General features: G+C 52.6%; 13 protein-coding genes and 1 other annotated feature. Of the genes, 7 read left to right on the top strand and 6 right to left on the bottom strand.

Going from position 1 to position 13,740, the window contains the following annotated elements; all coding sequences use genetic code 11:
• Positions 1-38 precede the first annotated feature (38 nt).
• The 4 genes from yidC to rpmH are packed head-to-tail and all read right to left on the bottom strand — an operon-like array spanning position 39 to position 2,426.
• The gene (gene yidC / locus WC1_RS01415) at positions 39-1,685 is read right to left on the bottom strand and encodes a membrane protein insertase YidC (RefSeq protein ID WP_003023844.1); all 1,647 of its coding nucleotides are present in this window, start codon (positions 1,683-1,685) and stop codon (positions 39-41) included.
• 2 nt (positions 1,686-1,687) lie between these two features.
• Positions 1,688-1,945: a membrane protein insertion efficiency factor YidD gene (gene yidD / locus WC1_RS24270; protein ID WP_003023846.1), complete on the bottom strand. Its 258-nt coding sequence runs from the start codon at positions 1,943-1,945 to the stop codon at positions 1,688-1,690.
• Complete coding sequence (rnpA, locus tag WC1_RS01420; RefSeq protein WP_003023848.1) at positions 1,909-2,268, bottom strand: ribonuclease P protein component; 360 nt, start codon at positions 2,266-2,268, stop codon at positions 1,909-1,911. Before rnpA ends, yidD begins: the two co-directional genes overlap by 37 nt.
• A gap of 17 nt (positions 2,269-2,285) precedes the next feature.
• Complete coding sequence (rpmH, locus tag WC1_RS01425) at positions 2,286-2,426, bottom strand: 50S ribosomal protein L34 (RefSeq protein WP_003023858.1); 141 nt, start codon at positions 2,424-2,426, stop codon at positions 2,286-2,288.
• Positions 2,427-3,032: 606 nt separating this feature from the next.
• Between rpmH and dnaA the strand changes: the two genes are divergently transcribed.
• From dnaA to yidA, 5 genes are all read left to right on the top strand, one after another.
• Complete coding sequence (gene dnaA / locus WC1_RS01430) at positions 3,033-4,436, top strand: chromosomal replication initiator protein DnaA (protein ID WP_003023861.1); 1,404 nt, start codon at positions 3,033-3,035, stop codon at positions 4,434-4,436.
• A gap of 4 nt (positions 4,437-4,440) precedes the next feature.
• Positions 4,441-5,541, top strand: a complete 1,101-nt coding sequence (dnaN, locus tag WC1_RS01435; RefSeq protein WP_003023863.1) for a DNA polymerase III subunit beta — start codon at positions 4,441-4,443, stop codon at positions 5,539-5,541.
• Between the two features lie 138 nt (positions 5,542-5,679).
• Positions 5,680-6,753 carry a DNA replication/repair protein RecF gene (recF, locus tag WC1_RS01440; protein ID WP_003844434.1) on the top strand — a complete coding sequence of 358 codons (1,074 nt, stop codon included), beginning with the start codon at positions 5,680-5,682 and terminating at the stop codon, positions 6,751-6,753.
• Between the two features lie 28 nt (positions 6,754-6,781).
• Entirely contained in the window at positions 6,782-9,196 is a 2,415-nt protein-coding gene (gene gyrB, locus WC1_RS01445) for a DNA topoisomerase (ATP-hydrolyzing) subunit B (RefSeq protein ID WP_003023868.1), read from the top strand.
• Positions 9,197-9,402: 206 nt separating this feature from the next.
• Positions 9,403-10,215: a sugar-phosphatase gene (yidA, locus tag WC1_RS01450; RefSeq protein WP_003840602.1), complete on the top strand. Its 813-nt coding sequence runs from the start codon at positions 9,403-9,405 to the stop codon at positions 10,213-10,215.
• A 4-nt stretch (positions 10,216-10,219) separates the two neighbouring features.
• Here the strand turns inward: yidA and cbrA are convergent, their stop codons facing one another.
• Entirely contained in the window at positions 10,220-11,338 is a 1,119-nt protein-coding gene (gene cbrA / locus WC1_RS01455; protein ID WP_016151218.1) for a colicin M resistance lipid reductase CbrA, read from the bottom strand.
• Positions 11,339-11,437: 99 nt separating this feature from the next.
• Between cbrA and WC1_RS01460 the strand changes: the two genes are divergently transcribed.
• Positions 11,438-12,664 carry a YidR family protein gene (locus WC1_RS01460; RefSeq protein WP_016151217.1) on the top strand — a complete coding sequence of 409 codons (1,227 nt, stop codon included), beginning with the start codon at positions 11,438-11,440 and terminating at the stop codon, positions 12,662-12,664.
• Between the two features lies 1 nt (position 12,665).
• Here WC1_RS01460 and WC1_RS01465 read toward each other — a convergent pair whose 3' ends face one another.
• Positions 12,666-12,998: a YceK/YidQ family lipoprotein gene (locus tag WC1_RS01465; protein ID WP_003023879.1), complete on the bottom strand. Its 333-nt coding sequence runs from the start codon at positions 12,996-12,998 to the stop codon at positions 12,666-12,668.
• A gap of 238 nt (positions 12,999-13,236) precedes the next feature.
• Positions 13,237-13,309, top strand: a sequence feature (ROSE (Repression Of Heat Shock gene Expression) occurs in the 5'-region of heat shock genes and acts as an RNA thermometer to modulate expression.).
• Here WC1_RS01465 and ibpA point away from each other — a divergent pair.
• The gene (ibpA, locus tag WC1_RS01470; RefSeq protein ID WP_003023882.1) at positions 13,303-13,716 is read left to right on the top strand and encodes a small heat shock chaperone IbpA; all 414 of its coding nucleotides are present in this window, start codon (positions 13,303-13,305) and stop codon (positions 13,714-13,716) included. Its footprint overlaps the feature before it by 7 nt.
• Positions 13,717-13,740 lie beyond the last annotated feature (24 nt).

The following is a 13,740-nucleotide window of genomic DNA, read 5'->3' as shown; positions in this document are numbered from 1 at the left end:
GCCGGATGGCGGCTTCGCCTAATCCGGCCTACACCGAATCAGGAGTTTTTCTTCTCGCGGCTATGCAGGCCACGCTTCTCCAGACCACGGTAAATCAGCTGCTGCTGAATAATGGTTACCAGGTTGCTGACGATATAGTACAGCACCAGACCTGACGGGAACCACAGGAAGAACACGGTGAAGATGACCGGCATAAAGGTCATGATCTTCTGCTGCATCGGGTCGGTTACGGTGGTCGGAGACATCTTCTGAATGAAGAACATCGTCACGCCCATCAGAATCGGCAGAATGTAGTACGGGTCCTGTGCAGACAGGTCATGGATCCACAGAGCGAACGGCGCATGACGCAGTTCAATGGAGCCCATCAGCATGTAGTACAACGCCAGGAAGATTGGCATCTGGATGATCAGCGGGAAGCAGCCGCCCAGCGGGTTAACCTTCTCAGCTTTGTACAGGGCCATCATTTCCTGGCTCTGACGCTGTTTGTCATCGCCCAGACGCTCACGCATTGCCTGAATCTTCGGCTGCAGCATACGCATCTTCGCCATGGAGGTGTACTGCGCTTTGGTCAGCGGGTACATGATGCCACGAACGATAAAGGTGATAACGATGATGGAGAAGCCCCAGTTACCCAGGAAGCTATGGATCCACTTCAGCAGTTTAAACAGCGGCTGAGAAATGAACCACAACCAGCCGTAATCCACGGTCAGATCCAGGTGCGGTGCAACGGCCGCCATTTTATCCTGAATTTCCGGGCCGACCCACAGGGTACTGGTCATCGCGCCAGTCTGGCCAGGCTGTACCAGTACCGGCTGTGACTTATAGCCGATAGCGGCAATGCCGTTACCCAGGTTAGCGGTATAGAAGTTGTTGGTGCCGTCGTTACGCGGAACCCATGCCGTTGCGAAATACTGTTGCAGCATTGCGACCCAGCCGTCTTTAGCATTGACGTTCAGGTTTTCGTTTTCAGCAATGGTGTCGAATTTGTATTTCTCATACTTCTCATCCGGCGTGGAGTACGCCGCGCCGCGGAAGGTGTGCAGCGCAAAGTTGCTGCTTCCGGTATCGCGATGAGATGGCAGATTGATGGATTGCTTCAGCTGACCAAAGGTGGAGACTTCCAGCGGTTTTTCGCCGGCGTTCTGCACGCTGTAGTTAACGTTGACAGCATATTCACCACGCTTGAGTACAAACGTTTTAGTGAATGTGTTACCCGCTGCGTCAGTATAGGTCATCGGGATCTGCAGTTCGTTCTGACCGTCAGCCAGTACAAACGCGTCTTTTTCGACGTTGTACAGCGGACGCGGGCCGTTAGCCGGGTTATCCGGGCCGTCACGACCTGTCAGGCCACTCTGTGCCTGGTAGATGAACTGTGGCGTGGTTTCCAGTAACTGGAACGGTTCGGTAGAACCGAGTTCTTTCGGGTAAGCTGGCAGTGAAGCCTGTTCCACATCACCACCACGGGTGTTGATGGTCAGATCAAGCACGTCAGTTTTAACCGTAATCAGTTTCCCCTGGCCACTGGCCGGTACGCCCTGGTCTGCGGCGCTACCCGCTGCGGTGGTCGTTGTCTGCGTGGTCTGTTGGGCCTGAGGTTGCGGGTTTTTATCCTGCTCCCAGGCTTGCCAGATCATGAAAGACACGAACAGCAAAGCGATGACTAAAAGATTGCGTTGCGAATCCATCGTTAGTGTTCTCTGGTATCAAATGGTCCGGGCGGGACGGGATCGTCACCACCAGGGTGTAAAGGGTGGCATTTTAATACGCGTTTCACCGTCAACCAACTGCCTTTTATCACTCCAAACCTGCGCAATGCCTCAATTCCGTAGCTCGAACAGGTTGGAGTGAAACGGCAATGCGGCCCAAGCAGCGGACTGATCAGGCGTTGATAGACCCGAATAAGGGCTATCAGGACCCGCGAGCCAGGCGACAATGGCGACGCCATAATTTTTCCAACGCTTCCGAGAGAGCACGGTTATCGAGGTCAGCAACCCCTTTTTTCGCCACCACCACGAAATCCATTGCTGGAAGGTCGTGCTGACGTAAACGGAAGCTTTCACGCGTCAGACGTTTAATCCGATTGCGTTCATGCGCACGTTTAACATTTTTCTTGGCGACTGTAAGACCGATACGGGGATGCCCCAGCGAATTCAGGCGGCCGAGGATGGTGATTTGCGGCGTGCCAGCCCGTTGTGGCTGCTGGAAGACGAATGTGAAATGAGTGGGAGTTAACAAACGTAACTCCCTGGGAAATGCGAGCTTAACCACTCAGGGGCTAGCTTTTATTACTTAGAAACGGTCAGACGAGAACGGCCTTTAGCACGACGACGTGCCAGAACCTGACGACCATTTTTATTAGCCATACGAGCACGGAAGCCGTGAGAACGGTTGCGCTTCAGTACAGACGGTTGAAAAGTGCGTTTCATGGCGATTTCTACCTAAACTTGAATAAATTCACTGACTTTTGCGTATACCCGAACGAATTTCGAACGACTTACGCCACAGTGTGGGTGATTAAAGAGGCCGGATTGTAATAATTGTACACTCCGGAGTCAATTCTCTTTCCTTATTTCCCGCTTTTTTCCGCATGGTTTCGCGTAAAAAACAGGCAGCGTTGACGCCGTAAGGCGACCGTTACTCGCTGGGGGTAAGAATTATACGGGCTGGTGGATAAAGCGCAAGGATCGCTCGGGATCTTTATTAGATCGTTTAAGCAGTAAAGCATCTTTACTCATTAATTTTTTCAATATGCGCGCTAAAACCTGCAGCACTTCTCCAGGATCGTTTACACTTAGCCGATTCTGGATCATCCTGTGGATAAATCGGGAAGAATCTGTGAGAAACAGAAGATCTCTTTCTCAGTTTACGCTATGATCCGCGGTCCTGATCGTTTCAATGGATCCTGATCGGGTAAAAATTGCAGATAGCAATTCGCACGTCACCCTTTGCATAGGGTCTTGTCGGTGTGCGTCAACAATCATGAATGTTTCAGCCTTTGTCATTTATCGACTTTTGTTCGAGTGGAGTCCGCCGTGTCACTTTCGCTTTGGCAGCAGTGTCTTGCCCGATTGCAGGATGAGTTACCAGCCACAGAGTTCAGTATGTGGATACGCCCGTTGCAGGCGGAACTGAGCGATAACACGCTGGCTTTGTACGCGCCAAACCGTTTCGTGCTCGATTGGGTAAGGGATAAATACCTTAATAATATTAATGGATTACTCAATAATTTCTGTGGAGCGGATGCCCCACAGCTGCGCTTTGAAGTCGGTACTAAACCCGTCACGCAAACGCTGAAAACGCCGGTCAACAACGTTGTTGCGCCCGCCCACGTGACTCAGCAAGTGCAACCACAACGTGCTGCTCCGGCGGCGCGTCCAGGCTGGGATAACGTCCCGGCTCCGGCAGAACCTACCTATCGTTCTAACGTCAACGTCAAACACACGTTTGATAACTTCGTTGAAGGTAAATCTAACCAACTGGCGCGCGCGGCGGCACGTCAGGTGGCGGACAATCCTGGCGGCGCCTACAATCCGTTATTCCTTTATGGCGGTACGGGTCTGGGTAAAACCCACCTGCTGCACGCTGTCGGTAACGGTATTATGGCGCGTAAGCCAAACGCCAAAGTGGTGTATATGCACTCCGAGCGTTTTGTGCAGGACATGGTCAAAGCCCTGCAAAACAACGCGATCGAAGAGTTTAAACGCTACTACCGTTCCGTTGACGCGCTGCTGATTGACGATATCCAATTCTTCGCGAATAAAGAGCGATCGCAGGAAGAGTTTTTCCACACCTTTAACGCCCTGCTGGAAGGCAATCAGCAGATCATCCTGACCTCGGATCGCTATCCGAAGGAGATCAACGGCGTTGAAGATCGTCTGAAATCCCGTTTTGGCTGGGGACTGACTGTCGCGATTGAACCGCCTGAACTGGAAACGCGTGTTGCGATCCTGATGAAAAAAGCCGACGAAAACGACATTCGTCTGCCGGGTGAAGTAGCGTTCTTTATTGCCAAGCGTCTACGCTCTAACGTACGTGAGCTGGAAGGCGCACTGAACCGCGTGATCGCCAACGCCAATTTTACCGGCCGGGCGATTACTATCGATTTCGTGCGTGAAGCGCTGCGCGATCTGCTGGCTTTGCAGGAAAAGCTGGTCACCATCGACAATATCCAGAAGACGGTGGCGGAGTATTACAAAATCAAAATTGCGGATCTGCTTTCTAAGCGTCGATCTCGCTCGGTAGCTCGTCCGCGCCAGATGGCGATGGCGCTGGCAAAAGAGCTCACTAACCACAGTCTGCCGGAAATTGGCGACGCGTTTGGTGGGCGTGACCATACTACCGTGCTTCATGCCTGCCGCAAGATTGAGCAGTTGCGTGAAGAAAGCCATGATATTAAAGAAGATTTCTCCAATTTAATCAGAACATTATCTTCGTGACGCTATGAAATTTACCGTTGAACGTGAACATTTATTAAAACCGCTTCAGCAGGTCAGCGGCCCGCTGGGTGGACGTCCTACACTGCCGATCCTCGGAAACCTGCTGCTGCAGGTTGCTGACGGCACCCTTTCGCTTACCGGTACCGATCTCGAAATGGAGATGGTGGCGCGCGTGGCGCTGATCCAGCCTCATGAACCTGGTGCGACCACCGTTCCGGCGCGTAAATTCTTCGATATTTGCCGTGGATTACCAGAAGGGGCGGAAATTGCCGTTCAACTGGAAGGCGACCGTATGCTGGTGCGTTCTGGCCGCAGCCGTTTCTCGCTGTCTACGCTGCCTGCCGCCGACTTCCCGAATCTGGACGACTGGCAGAGCGAAGTCGAATTCACCCTGCCACAGGCGACAATGAAGCGCCTGATTGAAGCCACGCAGTTTTCGATGGCGCATCAGGACGTGCGTTACTACTTAAACGGCATGCTGTTTGAAACCGAAGGGGAAGAGTTGCGTACCGTGGCGACCGACGGTCACCGCCTGGCGGTCTGTTCAATGCCTGTCGGTCAGCCGTTGCCTAGCCATTCGGTGATCGTACCGCGTAAAGGTGTGATTGAACTGATGCGTATGCTCGACGGCGGCGATAACCCGCTGCGCGTGCAGATTGGCAGCAACAATATTCGTGCGCACGTTGGTGACTTCATCTTTACTTCCAAGCTGGTTGACGGTCGTTTCCCGGATTATCGCCGCGTATTGCCGAAGAATCCGGACAAACATCTGGAAGCCGGTTGCGATATCCTCAAACAGGCGTTTGCGCGTGCGGCGATTCTCTCCAACGAGAAATTCCGTGGCGTGCGTCTGTATGTCAGCGAAAACCAGCTCAAAATCACTGCCAACAACCCGGAGCAGGAAGAAGCAGAAGAAATTCTGGATGTTTCCTATCCTGGTACTGAACTGGAAATCGGCTTTAACGTTAGCTACGTGCTTGACGTTCTGAACGCGCTGAAGTGCGAGAACGTACGTATTCTGCTGACCGATTCCGTATCGAGCGTACAGATTGAAGATGCAGCGTCACAATCTGCAGCCTATGTCGTCATGCCTATGCGCTTGTAAAGAATATCGGGCTATCTTACTTGTTATTCTGGCTCCGGGCAGTGCTCGCAATCCTCACGTACTTCAGTACGCTCCGGTTGCTGTGCGCTGGCCGTAACCAGACTAACTGCGACGATAACGCCCTGGTTATGAGTTGATATGTCGCTATCCCGACTCCTGATTAAAGATTTCCGCAATATTGAAAATGCGGATCTCGCTTTATCTCCCGGCTTTAACTTTCTGGTTGGCGCTAACGGCAGCGGCAAAACCAGTGTGCTGGAAGCCATCTATACGCTCGGCCATGGTCGGGCGTTTCGCAGTTTGCAGATTGGCCGCGTGATTCGCCACGAGCAGGAGTCGTTTGTTTTACACGGGCGTTTGCAGGGTGAAGAACGTGAGACGTCGATTGGCCTGACGAAAGACAAACTGGGTGACAGCAAAGTGCGCATTGACGGCACTGACGGGCACAAGGTCGCGGAACTGGCGCACCTGATGCCGATGCAGTTGATCACGCCTGAGGGGTTTACTTTACTCAATGGCGGCCCCAAATACAGAAGAGCATTCCTTGACTGGGGATGCTTTCACAATGAAGCCGGATTTTTCACCGCCTGGAGCAACCTGAAGCGACTGCTCAAGCAGCGCAATGCAGCGCTGCGCCAGGTGAGTCGTTATGAGCAACTGCGCCCGTGGGATAAAGAACTGATCCCACTGGCGGAACAAATCAGCACCTGGCGCGCGGAGTACAGCGCTGGTATCGCGCAGGATATGGCGGATACCTGCCAGCAGTTTCTTCCCGAGTTTTCTCTCTCCTTCTCTTTCCAGCGCGGCTGGGAGAAAGAGACAGATTACGCCGAAGTGCTGGAACGTAGTTTTGAACGCGATCGCATGTTGACCTACACCGCGCACGGTCCGCATAAGGCGGATTTCCGCATTCGCGCTGACGGTGCGCCGGTGGAAGATACATTGTCGCGTGGGCAGCTCAAGCTGCTGATGTGCGCCTTACGTCTGGCGCAAGGGGAGTTCCTGACCCGCGAAAGCGGACGGCGCTGCCTGTACCTGATAGATGATTTTGCCTCTGAACTGGATGATGCGCGTCGCGGGCTGCTGGCCAGCCGCTTAAAAGCCACGCAATCTCAGGTCTTTGTCAGCGCAATTAGCGCTGAACACGTTATAGACATGTCCGATGAAAATTCGAAGATGTTTACCGTGGAAAAGGGTAAAATAACGGATTAACCCAAGATAAAATGAGCGAGAAACGTTGATGTCGAATTCTTATGACTCCTCCAGTATCAAAGTCCTGAAAGGACTGGATGCGGTGCGTAAGCGCCCGGGTATGTATATCGGCGACACGGATGACGGCACCGGTCTGCACCACATGGTATTCGAGGTGGTAGATAACGCTATCGACGAAGCGCTCGCGGGTCACTGTAAAGATATCGTGGTAACGATTCACGCTGACAACTCCGTGTCCGTTACCGATGATGGCCGTGGTATCCCAACCGGTATTCACCCGGAAGAGGGCGTTTCGGCAGCTGAAGTTATCATGACCGTTTTGCACGCAGGCGGTAAATTTGATGATAACTCCTATAAAGTTTCCGGTGGTCTGCACGGCGTAGGTGTTTCCGTCGTTAACGCCCTGTCGCAGAAACTGGAGCTGGTGATTCGTCGTGAAGGCAAAGTGCATCAGCAAACTTACGTGCATGGTGTGCCGCAGGCGCCGCTGGCGGTAACCGGCGAAACAGAATTGACGGGTACTCAGGTCCGTTTCTGGCCAAGCCACGAAACCTTTACCAACGTCGTTGAGTTCGAATACGACATTCTGGCGAAGCGTCTGCGTGAGCTGTCATTCCTGAACTCCGGCGTCTCTATTCGTCTGCGCGACAAGCGCGACGGCAAAGAAGACCATTTCCACTACGAAGGTGGCATCAAGGCGTTTGTTGAATACCTCAACAAAAACAAAACGCCGATCCACCCGAATATCTTCTACTTCTCCACCGAAAAAGACGGTATCGGCGTCGAAGTTGCGCTGCAGTGGAACGATGGTTTCCAGGAAAACATCTACTGCTTCACCAACAACATTCCGCAGCGTGACGGCGGTACTCACCTTGCAGGCTTCCGTGCGGCGATGACCCGTACCCTGAACGCCTACATGGACAAAGAAGGCTACAGCAAAAAAGCCAAAGTCAGTGCCACCGGTGACGATGCCCGTGAAGGCCTGATTGCCGTTGTTTCCGTGAAGGTGCCGGATCCGAAATTCTCCTCTCAGACCAAAGACAAGCTGGTCTCTTCTGAGGTGAAATCGGCGGTAGAACAGCAGATGAACGAACTGCTGAGCGAATACCTGCTGGAAAACCCGTCTGACGCGAAAATCGTCGTCGGCAAAATCATTGATGCTGCGCGTGCTCGTGAAGCTGCACGTCGCGCGCGTGAAATGACCCGTCGTAAAGGCGCGCTGGACTTAGCGGGTCTGCCGGGCAAACTGGCGGACTGTCAGGAACGCGACCCGGCTCACTCTGAACTGTACCTGGTGGAAGGGGACTCAGCGGGCGGCTCTGCGAAGCAGGGACGTAACCGTAAGAACCAGGCGATTCTGCCGCTCAAGGGTAAAATTCTTAACGTTGAGAAGGCGCGTTTCGACAAGATGCTCTCTTCTCAGGAAGTGGCGACGCTGATCACCGCGCTGGGCTGCGGCATCGGTCGCGACGAGTACAACCCGGACAAACTGCGTTATCACAGCATCATCATCATGACCGATGCGGACGTCGACGGCTCGCACATCCGTACGCTGCTGTTGACCTTCTTCTATCGTCAGATGCCGGAAATCGTTGAGCGCGGCCACGTTTACATTGCACAGCCGCCGCTGTACAAAGTGAAGAAAGGCAAGCAGGAACAGTACATCAAAGACGATGAAGCGATGGATCAGTACCAGATCTCTATCGCCCTTGATGGCGCCACGCTGCACACCAACGCCAGCGCACCAGCCCTGGCGGGTGAAGCGTTAGAAAAACTGGTTTCTGAATACAACGCGACGCAGAAAATGATTGGCCGTATGGAACGTCGTTTCCCGAAAGCGCTGCTGAAAGAACTGGTTTATCAGCCGACGCTGGCTGAAGCCGATCTGGCTGATGAAGCGAAAGTCACTGCCTGGGTGTCCCAGCTGGTTAACGTGCTGAATGAAAACGAAGTTCACGGCAGCACCTGGAACAGCTTTGTGCGTAAAGACGCTGAACTGAACCTGTTCGAGCCGGTGATCCGCGTGCGTACCCACGGCGTTGATACCGATTATCCGCTGGAGCATGAATTTGTGACCGGTGGCGAATATCGTCGTATTTGTACGCTCGGCGAGAAGCTGCGTGGACTGATCGAGGACGATGCGTTTATCGAACGTGGCGAGCGTCGCCAGCCGGTTGCCAGCTTCGAGCAGGCGCTGGAATGGCTGCAGAAAGAGTCACGTCGCGGCCTCGCTATCCAGCGTTATAAAGGTCTGGGCGAGATGAACCCGGAACAGCTGTGGGAAACCACCATGGATCCGGAAAGCCGTCGTATGCTGCGCGTTACCGTGAAGGATGCGATTGCTGCCGACCAGCTGTTCACCACGCTGATGGGTGATGCCGTTGAACCGCGTCGCGCGTTTATCGAAGAGAACGCCCTGAAAGCGGCGAATATCGATATCTAACATGTACCTCAGGCCTGCTCCTGTAGGCCTGATAAGCGAAGCGCCATCAGGCAGTTCGTTTACGTTTGCCGGCTCAGGCCTTATCCGGCCTACCATCGATTGTCAAAAGGGGAATCTCGATTCCCCTTTCTATCCCCCTTTTCGTAGCTGTTTTTTGAGCGGAATCGCGTTAGCATGAGGACGGACTCATTTAATCCGGGGAACTCATGGCTATCAAACTTATTGCTATCGACATGGATGGCACACTTCTGCTGCCCGATCACACCATTTCACCAGCGGTCAAAACGGCGATTGCCGCAGCGCGCGCGCGCGGCGTGAATGTGGTGCTGACCACGGGACGCCCGTATGCCGGCGTTCACAGCTATCTGAAAGAACTACATATGGAACAGCCCGGTGACTACTGCATTACCTACAACGGTGCGCTGGTGCAGAAAGCTGGAGATGGCAGTACCGTAGCGCAAACTGCGTTAAGCTATGACGATTATCGCTACCTGGAGCAGCTTTCCCGGGAAGTTGGCTCACATTTCCACGCCCTCGATCGCAACACGTTGTATACCGCGAACCGTGATATCAGCTACTACACGGTGCACGAATCGTTTGTCGCGACCATCCCGCTGGTGTTCTGTGAAGCCGAGAAAATGGATCCAGAAACCCAGTTCCTGAAAGTGATGATGATTGATGAACCGGAGATCCTCGATAAAGCCATCTCGCGCATCCCAGCAGAAGTAAAAGAGAAGTACACTGTATTGAAAAGTGCGCCGTATTTCCTCGAAATCCTCGATAAACGCGTCAATAAAGGGACGGGCGTAAAATCGCTGGCCGATGCGTTAGGTATTAAAGCCGAAGAGGTGATGGCGATAGGCGATCAGGAAAACGACATCGCGATGATTGAATACGCAGGCGTGGGTGTTGCCATGGACAACGCTATTCCATCAGTCAAAGAAATCGCCAACTTCGTGACCAAATCCAACCTCGAAGATGGCGTCGCGTATGCCATTGAGAAATTTGCGCTGAATTAAGAAATTATGGGCAAGTGCCTTGTTTCATTTGCCCTGTTTCAGCCATGATTTGTGGTGCTGAATGGTCTCCCTGGGGAATATGCGCCACGCCGCTGCGCATAATCCATTTACGGGAAAATGCCGACGTCAGGGCTCGGCTTTTCAGGATTTTGCCATACAGTTTGAGACGTAACCTGTGGGTGACTTTACGGTAAGCGTGATTCATATCTGGCGTATCCCGCAGCAGTACCGATTTGAGGATCTCCGCGCTGTCCAGCGCATAGCTAATCCCTTCCAGCGAGCTGGCGCTGATAAAACCGGCAGCTTCGCCAATCAAAAACGCATTGTCTTCACCGCAGACGAAATCTTTCCAGCGTGAGGGGAACAGAACCGTACATTTTTCACTTTTCACCGGTTTGCCGAACTGGAAATGGAACGCTTTCAGCTTCTCCTTCAGCGCGTCAAAGCGTGCCTGTCCGTCCTTCATGGGGTAGGCGCCACCAAAGATAAAATAGCCATCTTTGCTGATACTCCATGAATAACAGTCAGTTGCATCGTTATCAAAAATACAGGAATAGAACGGCACAGGATGTTTCTCCGCAAACCATTGTTGAATAGCGACATATTTACGGATTTGGTGCTGGGGATAGAGATGACGGCGCACCAGTGAATTCGCACCGTCTGCCCCCACCAGATAACGCGCGGTGATCTGCTGCTCCCAACCGTCGGCGCGGAAGATAACATGCCATTTATCGCCCTCGCGCCAGATTTTCCGACACAGGCTGTCGTGGTACACCTGCACATCATCAGGGATGAGAGATTTAAGCCATAAATCAAAAGCATGGCGGTTGATATTAATGTAGCTGCGCTGGTAGTTACGCGTCAAAGAAGCGGCAACATCAACCGTTTTAACGCTAAAAATCTGCGGGTTGGCGATGACATCAACGGGTAAGGTTATACCATCGCGGATAAACGAACGCTGGGCGTCCGGGGCCAGCAGACCGCCGCAGGGTTTAGTGAAACCTTCGTTGCCGCACTGGCGTTTTTTATCCAACGCAATCACGCGCATTTTTCCGCTCAACTGCCGCGCCAGCGCTGCGCCTGCCGGACCTAATCCGATAATCGCCACGTCAAAATGTTCCATCTTTCTGTCCGCAAAAATGAAGATGGCGATACGCTAAAGCCTGAAAGTGAAGTGCTTGTGAAGTATGATTGCTTTAATCGTCTTGTATCAGGGCATCCCATGAAGCAAATCACCTTTACGCCGCGTAATCATCAGCTTACCAATATTAACACCTGGACACCGGACAGCCAGTGGCTGGTCTTTGATGTGCGTCCTTCTGGCGCCTCCTTTACCGGTGAAACAATTGAGCGCGTCAATATCCATACTGGCGAACTGGAGGTGATTTACCGGGCTACTCAGGGAGCGCACGTTGGCGTGGTGACCGTTCATCCAAAGTCGGAAAAATATGTATTCATTCATGGGCCTGAAAATCCTGATGAAACATGGCATTACGACTTCCATCATCGTCGTGGGGTGATTGTTACGCAGGCTGGGGTGGAGAATCTGGATGCGATGGATATTACCGCGCCGTACACGCCAGGCGCGCTGCGTGGCGGGAGTCATGTGCATGTCTTTAGCCCAAACGGTGAGTTTGTCAGTTTCACCTATAACGATCATGTTTTGCATGAGCGCTCGGCGGCGCTGGATTTACGCAACGTCGGCGTGGCTGCACCGTATGGGCCGGTGAAGGTCTCCGCGCAGCATCCGCGTGAATACAGTGGCAGCCATTGGTGCGTGCTGGTGAGCCAGACGACACCAACGCCAAAACCGGGTAGCGATGAGATTAACCGTGCCTATGAAGAGGGCTGGGTAGGAGAAAACAGGCTGGCGTTTATCGGCGATACGTTGTCAGTGAATGGCGAAAAAGTACCGGAATTGTTTATTGTCGATTTGCCACTGGATGAAAGTGGCTGGAAACAGTCGGGGGACGCGCCTCTGGAGGGGACTGACATGACCATGCCTGCGCCGCCATCCGGTATTTGCCAACGTCGCCTGACGTTTACCCATGAGCGCGCTTTCCCGGGGCTGGTGAATCAACCTCGCCATTGGGTACGCAGTAATCCAAAGGCGTCTGAGATTGCGTTTTTAATGCGTGATGACAGCGGTATTGTGCAGCTATGGCTGATTTCCCCACAGGGGGGTGCACCGCGTCAGCTTACCCAATGCACTACGAATATTCAGTCAGCCTTTAACTGGCACCCATCGGGGAAATGGCTGGGATTTGTACTGGAGAACAGAATTGCTTGTTGTGATGTTCAAACGGGCGAGATTGATTTTTTAACGGAACGTCATGGTAACCCGCCGTCGGCCGATGCGATCGTCTTCTCCCCTGATGGTCGACAGGTTGCGTGGATGGAAGACGTCGAGGGTTTCCACCAGCTGTGGGTGACTGAAACCGGGCGTTAACTTATGGAGCGGACATTTCTGCCGGGGGAATAACGGCGTTCGTGGCCTGGGTTCTCTCCTCGCTCTTTTCTACGCGGGATCTCACCGAGTTGTCTTTGCGAAAGAGATCCCACGGTAGCAATACCGTATCGAGCACCGCGGTGAAAGGCATATCCAGAATTGCCAGTGACTTGGTTCCCCAGTTCGTATCACTTTCGCTAATCATTGTGGCACTGGCTCGCGTGCCAGGATATGTCCCTTCTTTGCCACCGGTATGCGACATGATGCTGGAACAGCCGCTTACAAACGCCATCCCACTACACATCGTCAGTGTTACCAACATTTTTTTAATCATCATTTATTCATCTGTATTTATCGTGTTTGCATGGTGAGTTAAAGCGATCCGTTGCGAAAATAACATCACCATTTCGTCGCACTGTGGCGGCCATCGCGATTTAACGAGAACAACTGCTCCCCCCAGTGTATGCAATAGACAACAAACTGCAAAAAAAGTCAGATGAATACGCTTGAAAAGTTTGTATTAAGACCCATTTTTAGAGTGTAGACAAATGAAGGGCATGCCTGATGGGTGTCCTGGCTACCTGACCTGTCCATGATGGAAGGTCAATTATTCTCGCTGATTTCAGGAGCTATTAATTATGCGTAACTTTGATTTATCCCCGCTGTACCGTTCTGCTATTGGTTTTGACCGTCTGTTTAACCTGCTGGAAAACAATCAGGGCCAAAGCAATGGCGGCTACCCTCCGTACAACGTTGAGCTGGTAGACGAAAACCATTACCGCATTGCAATTGCCGTTGCCGGTTTTGCTGAAAGCGAACTGGAAATTACTGCCCAGGATAATCTGCTGGTGGTGAAAGGCGCCCATGCGGACGATCAAAAAGAACGTACTTACCTGTATCAGGGTATTGCCGAGCGCAACTTCGAGCGTAAGTTCCAGTTAGCGGAGAACATTCATGTTCGCGGCGCAAACCTGGTAAATGGTCTGCTGTATATCGATCTTGAGCGCGTGATTCCTGAAGCGAATAAGCCGCGCCGCATCGAAATCAACTAATTCTATAGGCCGCTTCAGGCGGCC

Source organism: Citrobacter sp. KTE30 (assembly GCF_000398825.1).
Taxonomy (GTDB): Bacteria; Pseudomonadota; Gammaproteobacteria; order Enterobacterales; family Enterobacteriaceae; genus Citrobacter; species Citrobacter freundii.
This window is presented reverse-complemented; position numbering and strand designations above follow the sequence as displayed.

Bases quoted from the DNA above. Each gene is read 5' to 3' on its own strand.
- yidC (WP_003023844.1), bottom strand. From the start codon at position 1,685: ATGGATTCGCAACGCAATCTTTTAGTCATCGCTTTGCTGTTCGTGTCT.
- yidD (WP_003023846.1), bottom strand. From the start codon at position 1,945: ATGGCGTCGCCATTGTCGCCTGGCTCGCGGGTCCTGATAGCCCTTATT.
- rpmH (WP_003023858.1), bottom strand. From the start codon at position 2,426: ATGAAACGCACTTTTCAACCGTCTGTACTGAAGCGCAACCGTTCTCAC.
- dnaN (WP_003023863.1), top strand. From the start codon at position 4,441: ATGAAATTTACCGTTGAACGTGAACATTTATTAAAACCGCTTCAGCAG.
- recF (WP_003844434.1), top strand. From the start codon at position 5,680: ATGTCGCTATCCCGACTCCTGATTAAAGATTTCCGCAATATTGAAAAT.
- gyrB (WP_003023868.1), top strand. From the start codon at position 6,782: ATGTCGAATTCTTATGACTCCTCCAGTATCAAAGTCCTGAAAGGACTG.
- yidA (WP_003840602.1), top strand. From the start codon at position 9,403: ATGGCTATCAAACTTATTGCTATCGACATGGATGGCACACTTCTGCTG.
- cbrA (WP_016151218.1), bottom strand. From the start codon at position 11,338: ATGGAACATTTTGACGTGGCGATTATCGGATTAGGTCCGGCAGGCGCA.
- WC1_RS01460 (WP_016151217.1), top strand. From the start codon at position 11,438: ATGAAGCAAATCACCTTTACGCCGCGTAATCATCAGCTTACCAATATT.
- WC1_RS01465 (WP_003023879.1), bottom strand. From the start codon at position 12,998: ATGATTAAAAAAATGTTGGTAACACTGACGATGTGTAGTGGGATGGCG.
- ibpA (WP_003023882.1), top strand. From the start codon at position 13,303: ATGCGTAACTTTGATTTATCCCCGCTGTACCGTTCTGCTATTGGTTTT.